Below are 22,811 nucleotides of genomic sequence, written 5' to 3' on the forward strand. Positions count from 1 at the left end.
TAACGGCGGATAACCGCGAACGGTTATTCGCCCTACGGTCGAGCACGGACGTAGGAGCGGACTCTGTCTGCGATAACCGAACGCCCCGGCGCGATTCGCGGCGGCAGGCCCGTCAGCCCGCCAGCACCCGCGCCAGCACCTCGCGCACCTTGCCGATGCCCTCATGCAGGGCCTGCTCGATCTCGGCCATGGTGATGATGCCGCTGGACTTGCCGGCCGCCGGGTTGACCACCAGCGACAGGCAGGCATAGGGCAGGTCCAGCTCACGGGCCAGGGCGGCTTCCGGCATGCCGGTCATGCCGACGATGTCGCAGCCGTCGCGCTCCAGCCTGGCGATTTCCGCCACGGTTTCCAGGCGCGGGCCCTGAGTCGCGGCGTAGACGCCGTGGCTGCTGTGCGGGTGGCCCAGCGCCTGCAGCGCCGCCACCAGCTTCTGCCGCAGGCCCTCGTCGTAGGGATGGCTGAAGTCGATGTGGGTGACGTGATCGATGTCGCCGGCGAAGTAGGTGTGCTCGCGACCGTAGGTGTAGTCGATGATCTGGTGCGGCACGCAGAGGTGGCCGCTGCCCATGGCGGCGTGGATGCCGCCCACGGCGTTGACCGCCAGCACCGCCTGGGCGCCGGCCTGCTGCAGCGCCCAGAGGTTGGCGCGGTAGTTCACCTGGTGCGGCGGGACGCGGTGCGGGTGGCCGTGGCGGGCCAGGAACAGCACCTCGCGGCCAGCGTACTCGCCGCGCTGGATGGGCGCCGAGGGCGCGCCGTAGGGCGTGTCCAGGTTCAGCGAGTCCTTCAGGGTCAGGCCTTCCAGCTGGGTCAGGCCGGTGCCGCCGATGATGGCGTAGACGGTCATGGCGAATCCTCAGTCGATCAGTTGTGCCGCGCGCAGTTCGCCCACGGCCTGCTGCCAGCGCGGCAGCTGCTTGTACTCGATGCCCGGCCAGGCCTTGGCGCGCATCCGCGCCAGGCGCTCGGGCGCTTTCGCCTTCAGGCGCTGCAACGCGCCCAGGGCCAGCTCGGCGGCGCCACGGTCGTTGCACACCAGGCCCATGTCGCAGCCGGCCTTGAGCGCGGCCTGGATGCGGCTGGCGGCGTCGCCCACCACGTGGGCGCCGGCCATGGACAGGTCGTCGCTGAAGATCACCCCGTCGAAGCCCAGCTCGCCGCGCAGGATGTCCTGCAGCCAGCGCCGCGAGAAACCGGCGGGGCCGGCATCCACCTGCGGGTAGATGACGTGGGCGGGCATCACCGCGTCCAGCTCGCCGGCCAGGCGCTGGAAGGGCACCAGGTCGCTGCGGCGGATCTCGTCGAGGCTGCGCTCGTCTTCGGGAATGCCCACGTGGGAATCCACCTCGGCCCAGCCGTGGCCGGGGAAGTGCTTGCCGGTGGCGGCCATGCCGGCGGCGTGCATGCCGCGGATGAAGGCGCCGGCCAGGCGCGTGGCCCGCTCGGGGTCGCCCTCGAAGGCGCGGCTGCCGACCACGGCGCTGCGCTGGTGGTCCAGGTCCAGCACCGGGGCGAAGCTCAGGTCCAGGCCCACCGCCAGCACCTCGGTGGCCATCAGCCAGCCGCACTGCTCGGCCAGGCGCTCGGCATTGGCGTTGTCGGCGATGGCGCGCATCGCCGGCAGGCGCAGGAAGCCCTGGCGCAGGCGCTGCACGCGGCCGCCCTCCTGGTCCACCGCCAGCAGCAGGTCCGGGCGCAGGGCGCGGATGGCCGCGCAGAGTTCGCGCACCTGGCGCGGGCATTCGATGTTGCGGGCGAAGATGATCAGCCCGCCCACTTCGGGGTGGCGCAGGATCCGGCGGTCCTCGGCGGTGAGCCAGGTGCCGCCGATGTCGAGCATCAGGGAGCCTTGCATGGGGAAATCCTTAACAGGGTTCGGCCGTGCGCCACTGCGGCTGCGGCGCTTCGTCGAGAAGCACGCGGCAGTGCAGCGGCACGCGCGGGAAAAGTTGCAGCAGGTCGGCGTTGCGCAGCCGCACGCAGCCATGGGACAGCGGCACGCCCATGGGTTCGCAGTCCGGCGTGCCGTGCAGGTAGATGTAGCGACGGAAGGTATCCACTTCGCCCAGGCGGTTGACGCCGGGCTCGCAGCCGCTCAGCCAGAGGATGCGGGTGAGGATCCAGTCGCGCCCGGGAAACTGCTCGTGCAGCGCCTGGCTCCAGACCTCGCCGGTCCAGCGCCGGCCGCGCAGCACCGCGCCGCACGGCAGGCCCTCGCCGATCTTCGCCCGCACCTGGTGCAGGCCGCGGGGCGTGCAGCCGGAGCCCTGGCGCTCGCCGGCGCCGTTGCGCGCGGTGGAGACCGGCAGGCGCAGCACCAGGCGCTGCTCGGCGAAGCCGTAGAGCGTCTGGTCGGCAAGGGAAATGTGCAGCAGGTCGAGATCGGGCATCGTCCGCCAGCGACAGCAGGAATGGCCCGCTACTTTAGCCGATCGGCCGGGGCAGGCCCAGCGCGGTCAGACCTTGGCCGGTGCCGGGGCCTTGCTGCGCGGCTTGAGCTGGGCGCCGGCCAGGGACGGGTCGCTCACCCCGCTGTCGGCGCGCATGCCGGCAGCGAGGAAGGGCACCATCAGGCGCATCACCTGCTCGATGGAGGTGTTCACCCCGAAGTCGGTCTCGGCCATGGCGCGCAGCGCCTTGATCCCCGACATGCTGAAGGCGGCGGCGCCGAGCATGAAGTGCACGCGCCAGAACAGCTCGATGGGCGGCAGCCGCGGCGCGGCCTCGTTCACCAGCTGCATGTAGCGGCGGAACACCTTGCCGTAGACTTCCTCGAGGTACTTGCGCAGGTGCCCCTGGCTCTGGCTGAAGGCCAGGCCCAGCAGGCGCATGAAGATAGACAGGTCGTTGCCGCTGCGCGGCTTCACCGCCATGGCCTGCACCACCAGCAGTTCGAGCAGTTCCTCGAGGCTGGCGCGTGGCCCGTCGGGCTTGGCCTGGCGACGGTCCAGTTCCTTTTCCAGGCTGGCGCAGAAGGGCCCGAGGAAGCGCGAGAAGACCGCCTGGATCAGCGCCTTCTTCGAGCCGAAGTGGTAGTTCACCGCCGCCAGGTTGACCCCGGCCTTGCTGGTGATCAGACGCAACGAGGTCTCGGCGAAGCCTTTTTCCGCGAACAGCTGCTCCGCAGCATCGAGGATACGTTCGACGGTTTCCGACTGGGCCATGGATGAATCCACCTGACAAACACTTGTTTGAAACTTACGTTTCACAGCAATCCATTGTCAAGCCTGGCACGGGGGATTGTTGCGGATTTTCAGGCAATACGACGAACGATACCAGCGGGACGTTGGCCGAATCCGCCGAATTACCACCCCGCCCGACGAAATAATTCGTTGCCAGCGGCCGACCACTGTATATAATTCCAGCAACTGTACAAAAAGACAGAGTAGGGACATGCAGAAGCTGACGCCGCGCCAAGCCGAGATCCTCGCCTTCATCAAGCGTTGCCTGGAAGACAACGGCTACCCGCCCACGCGCGCCGAGATCGCCCAGGAGCTCGGCTTCAAGTCGCCCAACGCCGCCGAGGAGCACCTCAAGGCCCTGGCCCGCAAGGGCGCCATCGAGATGACCCCGGGCGCCTCGCGCGGCATCCGCATTCCCGGCTTCGAACCCAAGGCCGCGGCCAACGAGGACGAGCTGCCGATCATCGGCCGCGTCGCCGCCGGCGCGCCGATCCTCGCCGAGCAGAACGTCGAGGACGCCTGCCGCATCAACCCGACCTTCTTCAACCCGCGCGCCGACTACCTGCTGCGCGTACGCGGGCAGAGCATGAAGGACGTCGGCATCCTCGACGGCGACCTGCTCGCCGTGCACGTCACCCGCGAGGCGCGCAACGGCCAGATCGTCGTCGCCCGCCTCGGCGAGGAAGTCACGGTGAAGCGCTTCAAGCGCGAGGGCAGCAAGGTCTGGCTGCTCGCCGAGAACCCCGAGTTCGCCCCCATCGAGGTCGACCTCGAGGAACAGGAACTGATCATCGAAGGCTTGAGCGTCGGCGTCATCCGCCGCTGACAGGAGGCACCATGCAGTATCCCCAGCCGCTGGACCTGCCCCAACTGCCGCTGTTCCAGGAAGCGCTCTGGGCCAACGCCGAAGAGCCCCTGCTGGCTCAGTTGGCGGAACCGGACACCGCCGAGGACGAAGCCTTCAGCGAACTGTCGCTGCGCGGCCTGCCGGGCCACTGCCAAAGCCTGCTGGCGCCCATCCTGCGCGAACTCAGCGAAGAACAGGATGCCCGCTGGCTGACGCTGATCGCCCCGCCGGCCAGCCTCACCCACGACTGGCTGCGCAAGGCCGGGCTGAACCGCGAGCGCATCCTGCTGCTGCCGGCCCGCGACCAGGCGTCCGCCCTGAGCCTGGCCTGCGAGGCGCTGCGCCTGGGCCACAGCCACACGGTGGTCAGTTGGCTGCCGGCGCTCAACGGCCGGACGCGCGCGCAACTGTCCCGCGCGGCACTCGCCGGGCAGGCGCAGAGCCTGAATATCCGTCTGGGGTAGAAAGGAAGGGAATCAGTGCAGGACGCGCGGGCCGTCCTGCTCGACCTCGCCACCTTCGGCGAGGCGGCCGGCCAGTTGCACGCCGACGTTGAACATCGCCTTGGCGATCTCGATGTGCTGGCCCTGCAGGAAGCCCTTGGCGTCGTTGGAGAACTCCAGGGTCACCAGCGCCTCCTCGTCCTCCGCGCGGCGCAGTACGATGCGGCCATCGGGCAGTTCAACGATTTCCAGGAATGAGGTCGGCATGGCTAGGTTCTCTCACAGCAGAACGGCCATTGTAACAGCGATGACCGCCCTACCCTAGCCCGCCGACCTACGGCTTGCATCAGAGCTCGGTCAGTGCCCCGCGGAAACGCAGCACCATTTCCTTCAGCGACTTGCGCCAGGCTTCCAGCTCGGCATTGCCCAGGGCCTGCGGCGCCTCGTCGTCCAGACTGACGGCCTGGATCAGCGGCTGGGTCGGGTCGACCTTGGCCTTGCGCGGCTCGCGCGGCGGCTGGAACAGTTCGGCGTAGGCGGCCAGCAATTGCGCCAGCCAGGTTTCCGGCTGCTGCGCCAGTTCCACCAGCTCGGCCAGTTCCGGGCTCGGCGAGGCCGCCAGCACCTCGGCGTTGAGCAGCAGTTCGACGCGCGGCGCATTGGCCTCGGGCAGGCGGTAGTAGCCGGCGATCTCGTGGGCCACGCCCAGCACCGCGCCGTACAGGTGGAACAACGCCGCCTCGCGCTCGGCCTGGACCTGCGCCTGGGCGTTCATCGGCCGCGTCTCTTCCGCCTTGCGCCAGGCTTCCAGGGCCAGGCCGGCGAAATACAGCTTCTGGTTGGTGCGGGTGTAGAGTTCCTGAGCCATCAGCGCGCCCTCATGCGGTCACTCGGCAGTATATGCGCGCCCCGCCTGCGCGGGGCGCGCCGCCCATCAGCGCTTGTCCTCGACCTTCCACTTGCCGCCGTCGAAGAAGGCGCGCCAGCCGGTGGGCTTGCCGTCCACCTCGGACTGCACGTACTGCTCCTTGGTCTTGCGGCTGAAGCGGATCACCGCCGGGCGGCCGTCCGGGTCCTTCTGCGGCGCAGCGAGCAGGAAGTGGTACTTCGGATCCAGCTCGTCCTTGTGCGGCACCAGTTCGCTCACCAGGGGCGCGCGGGTCTCGCGGTTCTTGGGGAACTGGCTGGCGGCCAGGAACAGGCCGGAAGCGCCGTCGCGCAGCACGTAGACGTCGTCGACCTTCTCGCACTTGAGCTCGGGCATGCGGATGGCGTCCATCTTCGGCGGTGCCGGCTCGCCATTCTTCAGCAGCTTGCGGGTGTTCTTGCAGGTCGGGTTGGTGCAACCGAAGAACTTGCCGAAGCGGCCGGTCTTGAGCTGCATCTGGCTGCCGCACTTGTCGCATTCCAGGCTCGGGCCCTCGTAGCCCTTGATGCGGTACTGGCCTTCCTCGATCTCGTAGCCCGGGCAGTCCGGGTTGTTGCCGCAGATGTGCAGCTTGTGCTTCTCGTCCAGCAGGTAGGCGTCCATCGCCGTGCTGCAGATCGGGCAGCGGTGCTTGCCGCGCAGCACGCGGGACTCGGACTCGCCCTCGTCGTCCGCGGCGATCTCGTCGCCGGGGATGAGGTTGATGGTCGCCTTGCAGCGCTCCTTCGGCGGCAGGCTGTAGCCGGAGCAGCCGAGGAACACGCCGGTGGAGGCGGTGCGGATCATCATCGGCCGGCCGCACTCGCGGCAGGGGATGCTGGTCAGGGTCGGCTGGTTGGCGCGCATGCCCTTGTCGCTGACCTCGGCCACCTCGAGCTTCTTCTTGAAGTCGCCGTAGAACTCGTCGAGCAGGTGCTTCCAGTCGCGCTCGCCCTGGGCCACGTCGTCCAGATGCTCTTCCATGCCGGCGGTGAAGCCGTAGTCCATCAGGTTGGAGAAGCTCTCGTTGAGGCGGTCGGTGACGATGTCGCCCATCTTCTCGGCGTAGAAGCGGCGGTTGTGGGTGGTGACGTAGCCGCGTTCCTGGATGGTCGAAATGATCGCCGCGTAGGTCGATGGGCGGCCGATGCCGCGCTTCTCCAGCTCCTTGACCAGGCTGGCTTCGGAATAACGCGCCGGCGGCTTGGTGAAGTGCTGGCTGGGGTCGAGCTTGAGCAGCTTCATCGCCTCGCCCTGGGCCATGTCCGGCAGCACGTCGTCCTCGCCCGGCTTGTTCTGCTGCGGCAGCACCCTGGTGTAGCCGTCGAACTTGAGGATGCGGCCCTTGGCGCGCAGCTCGAAGTCACCGGCGGCGACGCTGACGGTGGTGGACAGGTATTCGGCCGGCGGCATCTGGCAGGCCACGAACTGGCGCCAGATCAGGTCGTAGAGGCGCTCGGCGTCGCGCTCCATGCCCGACAGCTGGGTCGGGCGCAGGTTGACGTCGGACGGACGAATCGCTTCGTGCGCCTCCTGGGCGCCTTCCTTGCTGGAATAGAAGTTCGGCTTGGCCGGCAGGTATTTCTTGCCGAACTCGCCATCGATGAAGCCGCGCACCATATCGATGGCGTCGGCCGACAGGTTGGTCGAGTCGGTACGCATGTAGGTGATGTAGCCGGCCTCGTAGAGGCGCTGGGCCATCATCATGGTCTTCTTCACACCGAAGCCCAGGCGGTTGCTCGCAGCCTGCTGCAGGGTCGAGGTGATGAAGGGCGCCGAGGGCCGGCTGGAGGTCGGCTTGTCCTCGCGCTTGGCCACGCTGTAGCTGGAGGCCTTGAGCTTCTCCAGGGCGGCCATGGCCTGGGCTTCGTTCAGCGGCTTGAAGGCTTCGCCCTTTTCGCGCACCACTTCGAAGCGGGCCTTCTCGCCGCGCGGGGTGTTCAGGTCAGCGTGGATTTCCCAGTATTCCTCGGGGACGAAGGCGCGGATCTCGCGCTCACGCTCCACCACCAGCTTCACCGCCACCGACTGCACGCGGCCGGCGGACAGGCCGCGGGCGATCTTGGACCACAGCAGCGGCGAGACCATGTAGCCCACCACGCGGTCGAGGAAGCGCCGCGCCTGCTGGGCGTTGACGCGGTTGATGTCCAGCTCGCCGGGCTGCGAGAAGGCCTCCTGGATGGCCTTCTTGGTGATCTCGTTGAAGACCACGCGCTTGTAGCGGCTGTCGTCGCCGCCGATGGCCTCGCGCAGGTGCCAGGCGATGGCCTCCCCTTCGCGGTCCAAGTCGGTTGCGAGGTAGATGGTGTCGGCATCCTTGGCCAGGCGGCGCAGTTCGTCGATCACCTTCTCCTTACCGGGCAGGATCTCGTACTTGGCCTTCCAGCCATGCTCCGGGTCCACCCCCATGCGGGTGAACAGCTGGCGCTTGGCCTTTTCCTTCGGCGACAGCGCAGGGGCTTCGGCGGCGCTCTTGCGAGCCTTGGCCGCGGCCGGCTCCTTGGCGCTGGACGATCCGCTGGTGGGCAGGTCGCGAATGTGGCCGATGCTCGACTTCACCACGTACTGGTTGCCCAGGTACTTGTTGATGGTCTTGGCCTTGGCCGGTGATTCCACGATGACCAGCGATTTACCCATGGATCGGAAGATTCCTGCTTCGAGAAGGTGAATATAAGGAGGGAGGCGCCCGGAACGGCACCGCTATATATAGTGGCGGTCCGTCCAAGGTCAAGCTCAGGATTCCCTGGAACCGACCTGGGTCAATCCCAGCGGGTCGGATTCGGGCGTTACCAGAGCAAAGCGCGGAACCAGCTCGCCGTCCACCTCCACCGCTTCGGTGAACATGCCCAGCGGGCGTACCCACAGGCCGAATTCGCCGTACAGCGCCTGGTAGACCACCAGGGTCTCCTCGCTCTCCGAATGCCGCGCCACGCCCAGCACGCGGTAGTGCTGGCCCTTGTAGTGACGGTACAGGCCGGTCTGCAGTTCCATACGCTGCCCTCCTCGACGAAAAAAGCCGCGATTCTCCGGTGCCGGGGCGCGCCAGGCAATCCCCCGTTCCGGAAAAACGAAAGCCGGGGCACAGGGCCCCGGCTCGTCCACCCGCAAAAGCTTAGAATCTGTTCACGATCTCGCGAGCAGCGCAGAACAAGGCGCAACGACCAACGGGAGTAACAGCCGAAGGCTGGCCCGAAGGGCGAGCGCAGCGAGTCAAATAGGCGAGGAAGCGCAGTTTAGTCCACTAAATGAGCATTGCTCGCCTGTTTTTAACGCAGTTATGCCGACGCGCAGCAGATCGTGGGCAGGTTCTTAGACGCGTTCGAAGATGGTGGTGATTCCCTGACCGAGGCCCACGCACATGGTGGACACGCCCAGGGTGCCGCCGTTCTGCTTCATCACGTTCAGCAGGGTGCCGGAAATACGCGCACCGGAGCAGCCGAACGGGTGGCCCAGGGCGATGGCGCCGCCATGCAGGTTGACCTTCTCGTCCATCTTGTCGAGCAGCTTGAGGTCCTTCAGCACCGGCAGGGCCTGGGCGGCGAAGGCTTCGTTGAGCTCGACGAAGTCGATGTCGGCGATGGTCAGGCCGGCGCGCTTGAGCGCCTTGTTGGTCGACGGAACCGGGCCGTAGCCCATGATCGCCGGATCGACACCGGCCACGGCCATGGCGCGGACCACGGCCATCGGCTGGATGCCCAGGTCCTTGGCGCGCTGGGCGCTCATGACGATCATGCAGGAAGCGCCGTCGGTGATCTGCGAGGAAGTCCCCGCGGTCACGGTGCCGCCTTTCGGGTTGAACGCCGGCTTCAGCGAGGCCAGGCCTTCCAGGGTGGTTTCCGGACGAATGGTCTCGTCGAAGTCGAAGACCTTCAGGAAGCCGTTCTCGTCATACCCTTCCATCGGGATGATCTCGTCCTTGAACTTGCCTTCCTGGGTGGCCTTCCACGCCAGCTGGTGCGAACGCACGCCGAACTTGTCCTGGGCTTCGCGGGTGATGCCGTGCATCTTGCCCAGCATCTCCGCGGTCAGGCCCATCATGCCGGAGGCCTTGGCGGCGTACAGCGACAGGTGCGGGTTCGGGTCGACGCCGTGCATCATGCCGACGTGGCCCATGTGCTCCACGCCGCCGATGACGAAGACGTCGCCGTTGCCGGTCTGGATCGCCTGCACGGCGGTGTGCAGGGCGCTCATCGACGAGCCGCACAGGCGGCTGACGGTCTGGCCGGCGCTGGTGTGGGGGATCTGGGTCATCAGCGAGGCCATGCGGGCGATGTTCCAGCCCTGCTCCAGGGTCTGGTTGACGCAGCCCCAGATCACGTCCTCGACTTCCGCCGGGTCGACCAGCGGGTTGCGCTCCAGCACCTTGCTGATCAGGTTCGCGGACAGGGTCTCCGCGCGGGTGTTGCGGTGCATGCCGCCCTTGGAACGCCCCATCGGGGTGCGGCCGAAGTCGACAATGACAGCGTCTCTCGGATTCAGGCTCATAAATTCACTCTCGCTCTATTCGTTGCGCACTCAACCGAAGAACTGCTGGCCGTTCTTGGCCATTTCACGCAGCTTCGCGGTCGGGTGGTACAGCGGGCCAAGGTCGGCGTACTTGTCGGCCAGGGCGACGAATTCGGCCACGCCGATGGAGTCGATGTAGCGCAGCGCACCGCCACGGAAGGGCGGGAAGCCGATGCCGTAGATCAGGCCCATGTCGGCCTCGGCAGCGCTCTCGACGATGCCGTCTTCCAGGCAGCGTACGGTTTCCAGGCACAGCGGGATCATCATGTAGTTGATGATGTCCTCGTCGGACAGCTCACGCTGCTCGCTGACGATCGACTTGAGCAGTTCGTAGGCCTGCGGGTCGCTGACTTTCTTCGGCTTGCCGCGCTTGTCGGTCTCGTAGGCGTAGAAGCCCTTGCCGTTCTTCTGGCCCAGGCGGTTGGCCTCGTACATGACGTCGACCGCGGTGCGGCCCTCGACCGCCATGCGGTCCGGGAAGCCTTCGGCCATCACGTCGCGGCCATGGTGGCCGGTGTCGATGCCGACCACGTCGGACAGGTAGGCCGGGCCCATGGGCCAGCCGAACTTCTCCATGACCTTGTCGATGCGCGCGAAGTCGACGCCGAAGCCCAGCAGCTTGGAGAAGCCGCCGAAGTACGGGAACAGCACGCGGTTGACCAGGAAGCCGGGGCAGTCATTCACCACGATGGGGTTCTTGCCCATCTTCTTGGCGTAGGCCACGGTGGTGGCGACGGCGACGTCACCGGACTTCTCGCCACGGATGACCTCAACCAGCGGCATCATGTGCACCGGGTTGAAGAAGTGCATGCCGACGAAGTTTTCCGGGCGCTTCAGGGCCTTGGCCAGCAGGCTGATGGAGATGGTCGAGGTGTTGGAGGCGAGGATCGCGTCCTCCTTGACCACACCTTCCACCTCGGCCAGCACGATCTGCTTGACCTTCGGGTTCTCGACCACGGCTTCGACGACGATGTCGACGTTGCCGAAGTCGCCGTAGGACATGGTCGGGCGAATGGCGTTCAGCGCCTCAGCCATCTTGGCCGGGGTCAGGCGGCCCTTCTCGACGCGCTTGCCGAGCAGCTTGGAGGCCTCGGCCAGGCCCATCTGGATACCCTCTTCGCGGATATCCTTCATCAGGATCGGGGTGCCCTTGACCGCCGACTGGTAGGCGATGCCGCCGCCCATGATGCCGGCGCCGAGCACGGCGGCCAGTTTCACGTCCCTGGCGACTTCATCGTACTGCTTGGCTTTCTTCTTCAGTTCCTGGTCGTTCAGGAACAGGCCGATCAGGCTTTCGGCAACCGAGGTCTTGGCCAGCTTGACGAAGCCCTGGGCCTCGACTTCCAGCGCCTTGTCACGGCCGAAGTTGGCGGCTTTCTGGATCGACTTGATGGCTTCCACCGGGGCCGGGTAGTTCGGGCCGGCCTGGCCGGCGACGAAGCCCTTGGCGGTCTCGAAGGCCATCATCTGCTCGATGGCGTTGAGCTTGATCTTTTCCAGCTTGGGCTGGCGGCGGGCCTTGTGGTCCAGCTCGCCGGCGATGGCGCGCTTGACCAGGTCGAGGGCCGCGGCCTGCAGCTGCTCGGGGGCGACCACGGCGTCTACGGCGCCGACTTTCAGGGCGTCCTCGGCACGGTTTTCCTTGCCCGAGGCGATCCACTCCACGGCGTTGTCCACGCCGATCACGCGCGGCAGGCGCACGGTGCCGCCGAAGCCCGGGTAGATGCCCAGCTTGACTTCCGGCAGGCCGATCTTGGCGGTCGCGCTCATCACGCGGAAGTCCGCGGCCAGGCACATTTCCAGGCCGCCGCCCAGGGCGATGCCGTTGATCGCGGCGACGGTCGGGACCTCGAGGTCCTCGAAGGCGCTGAAGATCTTGTTGGCGTCGAGGTTGCCGGCCAGCAGCTCTTCGTCGGGCAGCTTGAAGTTGTCGACGAATTCGGTGATATCGGCGCCGACGATGAACACGCCTTTGCCGCTGGTCACGATCACGCCCTTGACGGACGCATCGGCCTTGATCGCATCGACTGCTTCACGCAGTTCGTTCAGGGTGAGCCGGTTGAATTTATTGACGGACTCGCCCTTGAGGTCGAAATTCAGCTCGACGATGCCGCTCTCAAGAGCCTTAACCGTGATGGCTTTACCTTGGTAAATCATCAACTGATCTCCACGCTAGGGAAGCTTGAACTCACGCATCGGACGCCGTGTATCGGGACCCTTCCGCAGTCGCGGAGCATAGTCCCAAAGCCTGCGGCACACCCGCCGATGCGATAGTCGGGGCCTTTGTTCGACCGTTCGTACGCAGCAAACGCTCGATTCATACGCCCGTTTGATTCGGGTGTGCACACCTTCTTCGAAAAGCCTGCGCTTGTCAATCGCGGAGAACCGTCCGAAAGGCCTCTGGTTCGCCGCATTCAGCGGCGTTCTCGCGCAACATTCACTAAAACCATGGCGTGCCGCGCCGCTGGCTGGCCTGGGGCCAGCCCCGCCGTTGGCAAAACGCCCGGACGCGGGTTAGAGTCCGGCGAATCGCTTGTCGCCGAGCATCGCGAAGAACAAGAAGAAGCCCCACGGCCCCAAGGAGACGCGCCCATGCCATGCCGACCGCTGGCCCGCCTGTTGTCCCTGTTCGTACTGTCCGTCCTGCCCCTGCTGGCCCACGCCGAGCCCGCCGGCGACCTGCTGGCGCTGCACCAGATGCGCCTGGCCGCCCAGCGCAGCCTGAGCGACCTGTTCCTGCTCAACGCCATGGCCGGCGACCCGCGCTACGCGGGCCTGGTGGCCAGCTCGACGGCCGACGCCGGCGCCGCCCTGGAACGCCTGGGGCAGATGCCCGGCAGCGCCTCGGCGCAGCTCAGGAGCAAGCTGCAGGAACAATGGGACGGCTACCGCCAGGCCCTGCAGCAGCAACTGCAGGCGCAGAAGCAGAACGGCTACAACGACTTCCAGCCCCTGGGCGACCTGGCCAGCCGCAACAGCCAGTTGCTGGATACCGCCGAACAGCTCTACGACGGCATCCAGAAGGACAGCGGCCAGCAGGTGCCGCCGCTCACCCAGCAGAGCCGCGAGCAGAGCCTGCTGATGCAGTCGATCACCTGGAACTACGTGTCGCGCAACGCCTCGGTGGGCGCCAACCCGGTGCGCAGCGAGGACCAGCAGGCCCTGGACGACCTGACCAACCGCTTCGCCATCAACCTGCTGCAGCTGCAGCAGGCGCCGCAGACCAGCCCGGAGATCGGCCGCGAGCTGCGGGCCATCTCCACCAAGTGGCGGTTCATCGAGAAATCGCTGCAGAGCGCGGCGCAGAGCAACGTGCCCTTCCTCATCGACAAGTACTCCGACGGCATCATCGCCGACCTGGAGCAGGTCTCGGGCCTGTATGCCGCGGCGCAGCTCTGAATGAGGGCAGCGCTACGGCGCTCAGGCGCGCCGGGAAAGGAACTCGGCGATGCGCTGCAGGTGGCTGGCGTCGCCGCGCTCGCCCCAGTACAGGGCGATGAACTGCGCCGAAGCCTCGACCATGTACACGTCGCCCGGCAGCGTCGCCAGGTCGGCGAGCAGCTGCGCATCGCCGCAGGGCTCGCGCCAGCGGTCCAGCCAGACGCCCGGCGCGCTCTGCCAGTAGCGCCACTCGTCCGTGCGCCCGCGGCTGCGCCCTCGGTGGTACTGCGCGCAGCTCTGCGGCGGCTGCCGCTCCAGCCAGTGCGGCCACTCCTGGCGCGCCATCTGCATGGCCAACCCCAGGCGCCGCGCCTGCAGGCGCAGGTCCATCTGCCCGCGCTGCCCGCGCGAGGGCATCAGCCAGGCCAGCGGGCTGAGCACCAGCGCCAGGAGCAGGATCGACCACCAGACTGTCATATCAGGTATACCCCGGCCCGAAGGGCCATACTTGCATTCATAACTGTCCCCCGGAGGAGACGCTCATGCCCTACCAACACATCCTGGTCGCCGTGGACCTCACCGACGAATGCGACCCGGTGATGAAGCGCGCCGTGGCGCTGGCCTCCAGCACCCAGGCGCAGCTCTCCACCGTGCATGTGGTCGAGCCCATGGCCATGGCCTTCGGTGGCGACGTGCCGATGGACCTGTCGATGCTGCAGCAACAGCAGTTCGACCAGGCCAAGGAGCGCATGCACCAGTTCACCCTCTGCTACCCGCAGGTGTCCATCGCCCAGAGCCACCTGGTCTACGGCCAGCCGCGCCAGGAAATCCACCGCCTGGCCAAGGAACAGGGCTGCGACCTGATCATCGTCGGCAGCCATGGCCGCCACGGCCTGGCCCTGCTGCTGGGCTCCACCGCCAACGACGTGCTGCACGGCGCGCCCTGCGACGTGCTGGCGGTGCGCCTGCAGAAGACCGAGTGAGACAGACCGGGCGCCCGCCGCGGCGGGCGCCCGGGTTCAGAACACTTCCCCCCCGCTCATCAACGCCGGGCGAACCTTCTGCAGCTGCGCCTCCAGCGAGTAGCTCATGCTCGAGGACATGGAGAAGAAGCTGAGGAAGGCCTTGAGGTTGGAGTCGCCCACGCAGGTGTCGTGGATGCGCTGCCAGAACGCCTGGTTGACCAGCTGCAGCTGCTGGTACAGGCGCACCAGCCCCTTCAGTTCCCAGTCGGCGTGCCGCCCCTCGCGGTAGTTGAAGTACTGGCGCATCAGGTACAGCGACACCGCGCGGGTGATGAACTCCTGGTTGCTGGCGAACGGCAGGTGCTGCTGGGCCATCGGCTTGAGGCGCCCGAGCAGCGGGCAGGCGCTGGTGGCCATGATCACCCCCAGCAGCGCCCGCAGGCCCTCCTCCAGGCCGACCTGCTTGTGGTACTCGCGCTCGGGGGTGCGCACCAGCACGTCCACCTTCTTCAGCGCAGGCAGGCCGCGGAAGTCCTCGATCACCCGGTGCAAGTCCACCGCCGCCGGGCAGTAGCGGTGCTGCTCGCGGGACAGCGGGCAGTTGCTGCACTGGTTGTGCCCCAGGCGCGTCCACGCCGGCGCCCCGGCGGCCCGCTCGCCGTCGGAGCCGCGCTCCAGCTCGATGCGGTAGCTGAAGCCCTGCTCGTCATCCAGATTGATGCGGTACTCGATTGTCATGCCCTTCCCCAACTCGCCGATCGCCGCCACGGCGGCAGCCCCCGGGCACCTTCCCGACAGGGCGGGTCACTCTTCCAGTTCGGCCCAGCGCTCGATCAGCCGGTCCAGTTCGGCCTGCAGTCTGTCCAGGCGCTCCAGCACCACGCGGGTCTCCTCCGCCGGGCGCTGGTAGAAGCTGGGCGCCGAGATTTCCCCCTGCACGCCAGCCAGCTCGGCCTCCAGGGCATCGATCTGCCCGGGGATGGCCTCCAGCTCGCGCTGCAGCTTGTAGCTGAGCTTCTTCTTCGCCGCCTCCGGCGCCGCCGCTGCCTGCGGGGCGGGCTCGGCGGCGGGCTTCGCCGCCTTCTCCTCGCCCACGCCCAGCAGGCGCGGCGAACCGCCCTGGCGCAGCCAGTCGTTGTAGCCGCCGACGAACTCGCGCACACGGCCCTCGCCTTCGAAGACCAGGGTGCTGGTCACCACGTTGTCGAGGAACTCCCGGTCGTGGCTGACCATCAGCACGGTGCCATCGAAGCTCAGCAGCACCTCTTCCAGCAGCTCCAGGGTTTCCACGTCCAGGTCGTTGGTCGGTTCGTCCAGCACCAGCAGGTTGGCCGGCTTGCTGAACAGCTTGGCCAGCAACAGACGTGCCCGTTCGCCGCCGGACAGCGCCTTGACCGGGGTGCGGGCGCGCTGCGGGGTGAACAGGAAGTCGCCCAGGTAGCTGAGTACGTGGCGGTTCTGGCCGTTGATGGTGATGAACTCGCGGCCTTCGGCGATGTTGTCGATGACGGTCTTTTCCGGCTCCAGCTGGTGACGCAACTGGTCGAAATAGGCCACTTCCAGGCGCGTGCCTTCCTTGATGCTGCCGCTGGTGGGCTGCAGGTCGCCCAGCAGCAGCTTGAGCAGCGAGGTCTTGCCGGTGCCGTTGGCGCCCAGCAGGCCGATGCGGTCGCCGCGCTGCAGCACCAGGGAGAAATCGCGGATCAGCGGCTCGCCGCCGGGGTGGGCGAAGCCGACCTTCTCGGCGACTATCACCTGCTTGCCGGACTTCTCCGCCGTCTCCAGCTGGAAGCTGGCCTTGCCGGTGCGCTCGCGGCGCTCGGCGCGCTCGTTGCGCATGGCCTTGAGCGCGCGCACGCGGCCCTCGTTGCGGGTACGCCGGGCCTTGATGCCCTGGCGGATCCACACTTCCTCCTGGGCCAGGCGCTTGTCGAACAGCGCGTTGGCCGCCTCTTCGGCCGCCAGTTGCTGCTCCTTGTGCACCAGGAAGCTGGCGTAGTCGCCCTTCCAGTCGATCAGGTGGCCGCGGTCCAGTTCGAGGATGCGGTTGGCCACGGCCTGCAGGAAGGCGCGGTCGTGGGTGATGAACAGCACCGCGCCCTGGAAGCCGGACAGCGCCTCTTCCAGCCAGGCGATGGCGCCGATGTCCAGGTGGTTGGTCGGCTCGTCCAGCAGCAGCAGGTCCGGCTCGGCCACCAGCGCCTGGGCCAGCAGCACGCGGCGGCGCCAGCCGCCGGAGAGCTCGGCGAGGGTCTTGTCGGCCGGCAGTTGCAGGCGCGTGAGGGTGGTTTCCACCAACTGCTGCAGACGCCAGCCGTCGCGGGCCTCCAGCGCCTGTTGGACGCGCGCCAGCTGGGTCAGGTCGTCCTCGCTCTGGATGTGCAGGCTCAGGTGGTGGTAGCGGCTGAGCAGCTCGCCGACCTCGGCCAGGCCCTCGGCGACCACGTCGTAGACCGTGCGCTCGTCGGCCACCGGCAGTTCCTGGGGCAGCTCGCCGATCTTCAGCGCCGGGGCGCGCCAGATGGCGCCGTCGTCGGGCATCTGCTCGCCCTTGACCAGCTTGAGCATGCTCGACTTGCCGGTGCCGTTGCGACCGATGATGCAGACCCGCTCGCCCTTCTCGATCTGCCAGGACACCTTGTCCAGGAGCGGCGTGGTGCCAAAGGCGAGGGATACATCGGTGAACTTCAGCAGGGTCATGGGGCATCTCCGGAAACTGGGGCCGCAGTGTAAGGGAAACTCGAAAAAAGTCAGAGCCTTGCGCGGGCGCCGCGGCTGACATCTTTTGTGCCCGACGGTAGCCCCGCGACGCTTCCGCCGCCGCCGCGCAACAGGCTAAGCTTGTGCCTATCGGCGCCGGTGAGACTGCGCCACGAATCACCATTGCGGAACAGTCATGCGCGGTCGCCTTTCACTTTTGTTCTCCTGCCTGATCCTCACCCTGACCAGCGCTGCGCCGGCGCACGCCGCCCCGCTGCAACAGCAGCGGCAGATGTACGACGAGGCCAAGGCCGCCCTGGCGCGCAACGACAACGGCCCCTACCTGCGCTACCGCCAGGCCCTGGCGGATTATCCGCTGGAACCCTACCTGGGCTACGACGACCTGACCAACCGCCTGAAAAGCGCCAGCGACGCCGAGATCGAGGGCTTCCTCACCGAGCACGGCGACCTGCCGCAGATCAACTGGCTGAAACTGCGCTGGCTGCGCCAGTTGGCCGACCGCCAGGACTGGAAGACCTTCCTCGACTATTACGACCCGAAGATGAACTTCACCGAGCTGGACTGCCTGTACGGCCAGTACCAGCTCACCCACGGGCAGAAGGCCGCCGGCTACGAGACCGCGCAGAAGCTGTGGCTGGTGGGCAAGTCGCAACCCGACGCCTGCGACACCCTGTTCGACCTCTGGCAGGCCGACGGCCAGCTCACCGAGGACATGGTCTGGAAGCGCCTGAAGCTGGCGGCCGAGAAAGGCAACTACGGCCTGGCCACCACCCTCGCCAAGCGCCTGCCGACCCTCGGCAGCCTCGGCGAGCTGATGGTCAAGGTCGCGCAGAACCCTTCCCAGCTGAGCCAGACCGAACGCTTCAGCCTGCGTACCCACGCCATGGCCGACGTCGTCGGCCTGGGCCTGCGGCGCCTGGCCAAGCAGGACCCGGAGCGCGCCCTGGGCCTGCTCGACGGCTACGAGAGCAGCCTGCCGTTCACCGGCGAAGAGAAGGTCAACATCGCCCGGCAGATCGGCCTGGGCCTGGCGCGCCGCTACGACCCGCGCGCCCTGCCGCTGATGACCCGCTACGACCCCGAGCTGCGCGACAACACCGTCAGCGAATGGCGCCTGCGCCTGCTGATGCGCCTGGGCCGCTGGGAAGACGCCTACCAGTTGACCCGCCAGTTGCCCAAGGACCTCGCCGAGACCAACCGCTGGCGCTACTGGCAGGCGCGCACCCTGCAGCTGGCCCAGCCGCAGAACCCGCAGGCTATGGCGCTGTACCAGCCGCTGGCGCGCGAGCGCGACTTCTACGGCTTCCTCGCCGCCGACCGGATCAACGCGCCCTACCAGTTGAACAACCGCCCGGTGAGCATCAGCCCGCAGGTGATGCAGCGCGTGCGCAACGCCGCCAGCACCCGCCGCGCCCTGGAGTTCTACGCCCGCGGCGACGTGATCAGCGCCCGCCGCGAGTGGTACTACGCCGCACGGGTGTTCAACCGCGACGAACTGCTGGCCCAGGCCCGCATGGCCTACGACATGCAGTGGTACTTCCCGGCCATCCGTGCCATCAGCCAGGCGCAGTACTGGGACGACCTCGACATCCGCTTCCCGGTGGCGCACCGCGACAGCCTGCTGCGCGAGGCGCGCAACCGCGACCTGCACCCCAGCTGGGTGTTCGCCATCACCCGCCAGGAAAGCGCCTTCATGTCCGATGCGCGCTCCGGCGTCGGCGCCACCGGCCTGATGCAGCTGATGCCGGCCACCGCCAAGGAGACCTCGAAGAAATTCGGCATTCCCCTGGCCGGGCCGCAGCAGCTGATAGTGCCGGACCTCAACATCCGCCTCGGCGCCGCCTACCTCAGCCAGGTGCAGGGCCAGTTCAACGGCAACCGCGTGCTCGCCACCGCCGCCTACAACGCAGGCCCGGGGCGCGTGCGCCAGTGGCTGAAGGACGCCCGCCACCTGTCCTTCGACGTCTGGGTGGAGAGCATTCCCTTCGACGAGACCCGCCAGTACGTGCAGAACGTGCTGTCCTACTCGGTCATCTATGGGCAGAAGATAGGCGTGCCGCAGCCGCTGGTGGACTGGCACGAGCGCTTCTTCGACGAGCTCTGAGCCGCCCCGCCACCACGGCAAGCCGCATCCTCCCTCACGGATTTCCACCGGGCGCCTATGCTTGCAGGGGCGCCCGAGCATCCCGCTCCGGCCAGTGATTTCCGCCGCCTTGCGGGAGATGCGCCATGCGTCCAGTCCGTACAACCCTGACCTTCGCGGTGCTGGCTCTCGCCAGTCTGTCCCTGCAACCGGCCTGCGCGGCCGACCCTGGTGCCCCGGCGGACAACCCGCCAGCGCCGGAGCAGATAGCACCGCCGCCTGCGCCCCTGCCAGCCGCAGCGCCAGCGCCGGTCGAAGCCGTCTTCAACGCGGAACAGCTGGAACAGATGCTCGCGCCCATCGCGCTCTATCCCGACTCGCTGCTGGCCCAGGTGCTGATGGCTGCGACCTACCCCGGCAACGTCGCCGACGCCGTGGCCTGGTCCAAGGCCCACCCCGGCGTCGAGGGCGACGACGCGGTGCGCCAGGTCGGCGACCAGCCCTGGGACCCCAGCGTGCAATCGCTGGTGGCCTTCCCCGCCGTGCTGCACCTGATGGGCCAGGACCCGGCCTGGGTGCAGCGCGTCGGCGACGCCTTCCTGGCCCAGCCCGACGACGTGATGCAGAGCGTGCAGAAGCTGCGCCAGCGCGCCCAGGCGGCCGGCACCCTGGCGTCCAACCAGCAGCAGAAGGTCTCGGTGAAGGAGGCCGCGCCAAGTGCCACGACGCAAGCGGCGGCGCCGGCGCAGACCATCATCATCGAGCCCGCCGACCCGCAGGTGGTCTACGTGCCCAGCTACGACCCCAACGTGGTCTACGGCCAGTGGCCGGCGCCGGCCTATCCGCCGACCTACTACCCGCCGCCGCCGCAGTACCCCATCGCCACCGGCCTTGCGACCGGGCTGGCGTTCGGCGTGGGCGTGGCGGCCATCGCCTCGCTGTGGGGCGATTGCGACTGGGACCACGGCGACGTCGACATCGACGTGAACCGCTACAACAACATCAACGTCAACCGCCGCATCGACGCCAGCCAGCGTACCTGGCAGCACAACCCGAGCTATCGCCAGGGCGTGCCCTACCGCGGCCAGGCCGCCCAGCAGCGCTACGACCGCCGCCTGGCCGGCGCCGACCAGCGCGCCGCCCTGCGCGGCCAGGACCCGCGCGCCGCCGAGCGTGACCGTGCGCGGCAGAGCCTGGCCAAGCACGGCGTGGAAGCCCCGGCCACCAGCAACCGCCAGGCCCGCGAGCGCGCCCAGAGCGCCAGCCGCGAGATGCGCCAGGAGCCGGGGCTGCGCCAGGACAACAAGCTGCGGCAACGCGAACAGGCCAGTTCGCGCCCCCGCGAGCGCGCGCCGGACAACCTGATGTCCCAGCGCCAGGCGCGCGAGCGCTTCGCCGGCAGCCAGGGGCCACGCAACAACGCCTTCGCCGACGCCCGCAACCCGCGCCAGGCACGCGCCAGCAGCGAACGCGGCCAGCTCAGCCGGGCCAGCTCGCGCAACAGCATCGGCGCCGGCCGGGCGCAGGCCCAGCATGTCGGGCGCCCGGTGCAACGCTCTGCCCCCGCGCTGTCGCGCGGCGGCCGTTCCAGACGCTGAGAGGAGCACCGCCATGTCCCGTATCCCGCGCATAGCCCTGCTCTCGCTGCTACCGCTGCTCGCCCCGCTGGCCCAAGCGCAGCAAGTGTTCAAGACCCCGGACGAAGCCGCCGCGGCCTTCGTCGCCGCGCTCGGCACCCAGCACGCCGACGCCGGGCGCCTCGCCGCGCTGCTCGGCGACGACTGGCGCACCTACATCCCGGCCAGGAACATCGAGCGCAAGGACGTCGACGCCTTCCTCGCCCTGTACAAGCAGAAGCACGTCATCCACGACGATGGCGACGACCGCGCCCACCTGGTGGTCGGCGACGACGGCTGGACCCTGCCGCTGTCGCTGCAGCACGGCAAGCGGGGCTGGGCCTTCGACGCCAAGGGCAGCGTCGAGGAGATTCGCGACCGCCGTATCGGCCGCAACGAGCTGGCGACCATCCAGGCGGTGCAGGCCTACCACGACGCGCAACTGGACTATGCGTCGGTCGACCGCAACGGCGACGGCCTGCTCGAATACGCGCAGAAGTTCCAGAGCAGCGACGGCAAGTTCGACGGCCTGTACTGGGCCGAACAGCCCGGCGTCGAGCAAAGCCCGCTCGGCCCGCTGTTCGGCGACGCCAAGCCCGGGGGCGAATGGCACGGCTACCACTACCGCATCCTCACCGCCCAGGGGCCCTCGGCGCCCGGCGGCGCCTACGACTACCGGATCGGCGGCCACATGACCCGCGGCTTCGCCCTCGTCGCCTGGCCGGCGCGCTACGGCGACAGCGGGGTGATGTCGTTCATGATCAGCCACGACGGCGAGGTCTTCGAGAAAGACATGGGGCCGGACAGCGCCAGGCTCGCCCTGGCGATGAAACGCTTCGACCCGGACAGCAGCTGGACCGAGGTGAAGGACGCCGCCAACCCCTGAGGCCCGCGCCGGGCCGGGCCCGGGTTTACTCGAGCACTTCCACCGGCATGCCCACGCGCAGCTCGCCGCGGCCGACGGGGATCAGGTTCTGCCCGAACAGCGCCTCGCCATCCACCTGGCGGTACTTGAGCAGGGTCGCCAGGGGTTCGCGGTTCGGGTCGCGCTCGCCGGTGTGCGGGTCGATGGTGGTGAGGATGCAGCGGCCGCAGGGCTTGGCCACGCGGAACTCGATAGCGCCGATGCGGATGCGCTTCCAGCCATCCTCGGCGTAGGGCTCGCTGCCCGCCACCACCAGGTTGGGGCGGAAGCGCAGCATCTCCAGGGGCTGGCCGACGCGGGCGGCCAGGTCGTCCACCGAGGCCTGGCTCATCAGCAGCAGCGGGAAACCATCGGCGAAGTGCACCTTCTCGCCCGGCTCGGCATAGGCGGTGTCCACCTGCCGGGCGCGCTGCTCGGGAATCTCCACCAGCCGGCAGGGGCGGCCGAGGAAGCGGCTCAGCCAGTCCGCCGCGGCATCGCCGGCGTCCGGCACCTGCAGGCTGTCGCGCCAGATGGTCACGCCGCGCAGCGCATCGTCCACGCCCGGCACCGCCACCCGCAGGTCCTCCATCCCCGGCGCGCGCAGGCGCAGAGCCTGGCCACCGTCCTGCCAGCGCGCCTCGATGCGGCCCAGTTGCGGCAGCAGGCGCTGGGTGAGGAAGCGCCCGTTGGCAGCCTCCACCACCATCCAGCGGCGGTCGCCCTGCAGACCGAGGGCGTCCAGCCCGATGCTGTCCAGAGGCTCGAACTGCCCGGACTTGAGCGGGTAACGGTAGAGGGCGCTGAGGGTGACCATGCTGGCGGCTTCCTTGTTGCGGGCAAAGAAGCCGTTATACGGGGCGGGCCGGCGCCTAGCAATCGGAGCATCGCGGACGGAGTCCGCTCCTACGGCGATGCGTCCTGGAACCGTAGTAGGACTCTGTCCGTCCTACGGGTCAGGATGACTCCTGATTCTCCAGCCAGCTCAGGACAGCCCCCTCTCCCTTCAGGGAGAGGGTTGGGGAGAGGGGCGGAGCCAACCCCAGGCGCCGTGGCCGCCGGGAAACGCCATTCGCGAGCAAGCTCGCTCCTACGAAGAGCATTTCAACATGGCCTGCAAGACAATTGCCCCTACAGCTCCAGGGAAGCACGGTCGTAGGAGCAACTGTCTTGCAGGCTGCGCCGCCTCTTTCCAACCCGTAGGGCGCATAACGCCTACGGCGTTATCCGCCGCCGCCGGGTACCGGTGCGCC

General features: G+C 68.0%; 21 protein-coding genes. 7 read left to right on the top strand and 14 right to left on the bottom strand.

The window, feature by feature from the left end; genetic code table 11:
- Positions 1-112 precede the first annotated feature (112 nt).
- The 4 genes from DK254_RS30545 to DK254_RS30560 form a co-directional block, all read right to left on the bottom strand.
- Positions 113-850, bottom strand: a complete 738-nt coding sequence (locus DK254_RS30545) for an S-methyl-5'-thioinosine phosphorylase (RefSeq protein WP_109936833.1) — start codon at positions 848-850, stop codon at positions 113-115.
- Between the two features lie 9 nt (positions 851-859).
- On the bottom strand, positions 860-1,858 hold the full coding sequence (nagZ, locus tag DK254_RS30550; protein WP_109936834.1) for a beta-N-acetylhexosaminidase: 999 nt from the start codon (positions 1,856-1,858) through the stop codon (positions 860-862).
- A gap of 10 nt (positions 1,859-1,868) precedes the next feature.
- Positions 1,869-2,393: a L,D-transpeptidase gene (locus DK254_RS30555; protein ID WP_109936835.1), complete on the bottom strand. Its 525-nt coding sequence runs from the start codon at positions 2,391-2,393 to the stop codon at positions 1,869-1,871.
- Positions 2,394-2,459: 66 nt separating this feature from the next.
- Complete coding sequence (locus tag DK254_RS30560; protein WP_109936836.1) at positions 2,460-3,167, bottom strand: TetR/AcrR family transcriptional regulator; 708 nt, start codon at positions 3,165-3,167, stop codon at positions 2,460-2,462.
- 229 nt (positions 3,168-3,396) lie between these two features.
- Between DK254_RS30560 and lexA the strand changes: the two genes are divergently transcribed.
- Both lexA and sulA read left to right on the top strand, forming a co-directional pair.
- The gene (gene lexA, locus DK254_RS30565; protein ID WP_109936837.1) at positions 3,397-4,011 is read left to right on the top strand and encodes a transcriptional repressor LexA; all 615 of its coding nucleotides are present in this window, start codon (positions 3,397-3,399) and stop codon (positions 4,009-4,011) included.
- An 11-nt stretch (positions 4,012-4,022) separates the two neighbouring features.
- Complete coding sequence (sulA, locus tag DK254_RS30570; protein WP_089392631.1) at positions 4,023-4,496, top strand: SOS-induced cell division inhibitor SulA; 474 nt, start codon at positions 4,023-4,025, stop codon at positions 4,494-4,496.
- A 12-nt stretch (positions 4,497-4,508) separates the two neighbouring features.
- On the opposite strand, the gene DK254_RS30575 is transcribed toward sulA, so the two are convergent.
- The 6 genes from DK254_RS30575 to fadB form a co-directional block, all read right to left on the bottom strand.
- Positions 4,509-4,742, bottom strand: coding sequence for a hypothetical protein (locus DK254_RS30575; protein WP_009621357.1), 234 nt, complete (start codon positions 4,740-4,742; stop codon positions 4,509-4,511).
- A 79-nt stretch (positions 4,743-4,821) separates the two neighbouring features.
- Positions 4,822-5,343: a DUF6586 family protein gene (locus tag DK254_RS30580; RefSeq protein ID WP_109936838.1), complete on the bottom strand. Its 522-nt coding sequence runs from the start codon at positions 5,341-5,343 to the stop codon at positions 4,822-4,824.
- 66 nt (positions 5,344-5,409) lie between these two features.
- On the bottom strand, positions 5,410-8,019 hold the full coding sequence (topA, locus tag DK254_RS30585; RefSeq protein ID WP_109936839.1) for a type I DNA topoisomerase: 2,610 nt from the start codon (positions 8,017-8,019) through the stop codon (positions 5,410-5,412).
- A gap of 96 nt (positions 8,020-8,115) precedes the next feature.
- Positions 8,116-8,373 carry a DUF1653 domain-containing protein gene (locus tag DK254_RS30590; RefSeq protein WP_177412120.1) on the bottom strand — a complete coding sequence of 86 codons (258 nt, stop codon included), beginning with the start codon at positions 8,371-8,373 and terminating at the stop codon, positions 8,116-8,118.
- Positions 8,374-8,691: 318 nt separating this feature from the next.
- Positions 8,692-9,867, bottom strand: a complete 1,176-nt coding sequence (fadA, locus tag DK254_RS30595) for an acetyl-CoA C-acyltransferase FadA (protein WP_109936840.1) — start codon at positions 9,865-9,867, stop codon at positions 8,692-8,694.
- A 30-nt stretch (positions 9,868-9,897) separates the two neighbouring features.
- Positions 9,898-12,045, bottom strand: a complete 2,148-nt coding sequence (gene fadB, locus DK254_RS30600) for a fatty acid oxidation complex subunit alpha FadB (protein WP_109936841.1) — start codon at positions 12,043-12,045, stop codon at positions 9,898-9,900.
- A 435-nt stretch (positions 12,046-12,480) separates the two neighbouring features.
- Here fadB and DK254_RS30605 point away from each other — a divergent pair, with 435 nt between their 5' ends.
- Positions 12,481-13,287: a hypothetical protein gene (locus DK254_RS30605; RefSeq protein WP_109936842.1), complete on the top strand. Its 807-nt coding sequence runs from the start codon at positions 12,481-12,483 to the stop codon at positions 13,285-13,287.
- A gap of 21 nt (positions 13,288-13,308) precedes the next feature.
- Here DK254_RS30605 and DK254_RS30610 read toward each other — a convergent pair whose 3' ends face one another.
- On the bottom strand, positions 13,309-13,746 hold the full coding sequence (locus DK254_RS30610) for a hypothetical protein (RefSeq protein ID WP_089392637.1): 438 nt from the start codon (positions 13,744-13,746) through the stop codon (positions 13,309-13,311).
- A gap of 65 nt (positions 13,747-13,811) precedes the next feature.
- Here DK254_RS30610 and DK254_RS30615 point away from each other — a divergent pair, with 65 nt between their 5' ends.
- On the top strand, positions 13,812-14,252 hold the full coding sequence (locus DK254_RS30615) for a universal stress protein (RefSeq protein WP_043267328.1): 441 nt from the start codon (positions 13,812-13,814) through the stop codon (positions 14,250-14,252).
- A gap of 36 nt (positions 14,253-14,288) precedes the next feature.
- On the opposite strand, the gene DK254_RS30620 is transcribed toward DK254_RS30615, so the two are convergent.
- Together DK254_RS30620 and DK254_RS30625 are read right to left on the bottom strand one after the other, a co-directional pair.
- Positions 14,289-14,972, bottom strand: a complete 684-nt coding sequence (locus tag DK254_RS30620; RefSeq protein ID WP_109936843.1) for a hypothetical protein — start codon at positions 14,970-14,972, stop codon at positions 14,289-14,291.
- Positions 14,973-15,038: 66 nt separating this feature from the next.
- Positions 15,039-16,934 carry an ATP-binding cassette domain-containing protein gene (locus DK254_RS30625; RefSeq protein WP_109936844.1) on the bottom strand — a complete coding sequence of 632 codons (1,896 nt, stop codon included), beginning with the start codon at positions 16,932-16,934 and terminating at the stop codon, positions 15,039-15,041.
- A gap of 196 nt (positions 16,935-17,130) precedes the next feature.
- On the opposite strand from DK254_RS30625, the gene DK254_RS30630 reads away from it, so the two are divergent.
- From DK254_RS30630 to DK254_RS30640, 3 genes are all read left to right on the top strand, one after another.
- Positions 17,131-19,059 carry a transglycosylase SLT domain-containing protein gene (locus DK254_RS30630; protein ID WP_109936845.1) on the top strand — a complete coding sequence of 643 codons (1,929 nt, stop codon included), beginning with the start codon at positions 17,131-17,133 and terminating at the stop codon, positions 19,057-19,059.
- 125 nt (positions 19,060-19,184) lie between these two features.
- Positions 19,185-20,636 (top strand): DUF3300 domain-containing protein, encoded by a 1,452-nt coding sequence (locus tag DK254_RS30635; RefSeq protein ID WP_109936846.1) that lies wholly within the window; start codon positions 19,185-19,187, stop codon positions 20,634-20,636.
- Between the two features lie 13 nt (positions 20,637-20,649).
- Positions 20,650-21,540 carry a DUF2950 domain-containing protein gene (locus tag DK254_RS30640; RefSeq protein WP_109936847.1) on the top strand — a complete coding sequence of 297 codons (891 nt, stop codon included), beginning with the start codon at positions 20,650-20,652 and terminating at the stop codon, positions 21,538-21,540.
- A gap of 25 nt (positions 21,541-21,565) precedes the next feature.
- Here DK254_RS30640 and DK254_RS30645 read toward each other — a convergent pair whose 3' ends face one another.
- Entirely contained in the window at positions 21,566-22,375 is an 810-nt protein-coding gene (locus DK254_RS30645) for an MOSC domain-containing protein (RefSeq protein ID WP_109936848.1), read from the bottom strand.
- Between the last annotated feature and the right edge of the window lie 436 nt (positions 22,376-22,811).

Source organism: Pseudomonas sp. RW407 (genome assembly GCF_003176655.1).
GTDB lineage: Bacteria > Pseudomonadota > Gammaproteobacteria > Pseudomonadales > Pseudomonadaceae > Pseudomonas > Pseudomonas delhiensis.

Bases quoted from the DNA above. Each gene is read 5' to 3' on its own strand.
- DK254_RS30545 (WP_109936833.1), bottom strand. From the start codon at position 850: ATGACCGTCTACGCCATCATCGGCGGCACCGGCCTGACCCAGCTGGAA.
- nagZ (WP_109936834.1), bottom strand. From the start codon at position 1,858: ATGCAAGGCTCCCTGATGCTCGACATCGGCGGCACCTGGCTCACCGCC.
- DK254_RS30555 (WP_109936835.1), bottom strand. From the start codon at position 2,393: ATGCCCGATCTCGACCTGCTGCACATTTCCCTTGCCGACCAGACGCTC.
- DK254_RS30560 (WP_109936836.1), bottom strand. From the start codon at position 3,167: ATGGCCCAGTCGGAAACCGTCGAACGTATCCTCGATGCTGCGGAGCAG.
- lexA (WP_109936837.1), top strand. From the start codon at position 3,397: ATGCAGAAGCTGACGCCGCGCCAAGCCGAGATCCTCGCCTTCATCAAG.
- sulA (WP_089392631.1), top strand. From the start codon at position 4,023: ATGCAGTATCCCCAGCCGCTGGACCTGCCCCAACTGCCGCTGTTCCAG.
- DK254_RS30575 (WP_009621357.1), bottom strand. From the start codon at position 4,742: ATGCCGACCTCATTCCTGGAAATCGTTGAACTGCCCGATGGCCGCATC.
- DK254_RS30580 (WP_109936838.1), bottom strand. From the start codon at position 5,343: ATGGCTCAGGAACTCTACACCCGCACCAACCAGAAGCTGTATTTCGCC.
- topA (WP_109936839.1), bottom strand. From the start codon at position 8,019: ATGGGTAAATCGCTGGTCATCGTGGAATCACCGGCCAAGGCCAAGACC.
- DK254_RS30590 (WP_177412120.1), bottom strand. From the start codon at position 8,373: ATGGAACTGCAGACCGGCCTGTACCGTCACTACAAGGGCCAGCACTAC.
- fadA (WP_109936840.1), bottom strand. From the start codon at position 9,867: ATGAGCCTGAATCCGAGAGACGCTGTCATTGTCGACTTCGGCCGCACC.
- fadB (WP_109936841.1), bottom strand. From the start codon at position 12,045: ATGATTTACCAAGGTAAAGCCATCACGGTTAAGGCTCTTGAGAGCGGC.
- DK254_RS30605 (WP_109936842.1), top strand. From the start codon at position 12,481: ATGCCATGCCGACCGCTGGCCCGCCTGTTGTCCCTGTTCGTACTGTCC.
- DK254_RS30610 (WP_089392637.1), bottom strand. From the start codon at position 13,746: ATGACAGTCTGGTGGTCGATCCTGCTCCTGGCGCTGGTGCTCAGCCCG.
- DK254_RS30615 (WP_043267328.1), top strand. From the start codon at position 13,812: ATGCCCTACCAACACATCCTGGTCGCCGTGGACCTCACCGACGAATGC.
- DK254_RS30620 (WP_109936843.1), bottom strand. From the start codon at position 14,972: ATGACAATCGAGTACCGCATCAATCTGGATGACGAGCAGGGCTTCAGC.
- DK254_RS30625 (WP_109936844.1), bottom strand. From the start codon at position 16,934: ATGACCCTGCTGAAGTTCACCGATGTATCCCTCGCCTTTGGCACCACG.
- DK254_RS30630 (WP_109936845.1), top strand. From the start codon at position 17,131: ATGCGCGGTCGCCTTTCACTTTTGTTCTCCTGCCTGATCCTCACCCTG.
- DK254_RS30635 (WP_109936846.1), top strand. From the start codon at position 19,185: ATGCGTCCAGTCCGTACAACCCTGACCTTCGCGGTGCTGGCTCTCGCC.
- DK254_RS30640 (WP_109936847.1), top strand. From the start codon at position 20,650: ATGTCCCGTATCCCGCGCATAGCCCTGCTCTCGCTGCTACCGCTGCTC.
- DK254_RS30645 (WP_109936848.1), bottom strand. From the start codon at position 22,375: ATGGTCACCCTCAGCGCCCTCTACCGTTACCCGCTCAAGTCCGGGCAG.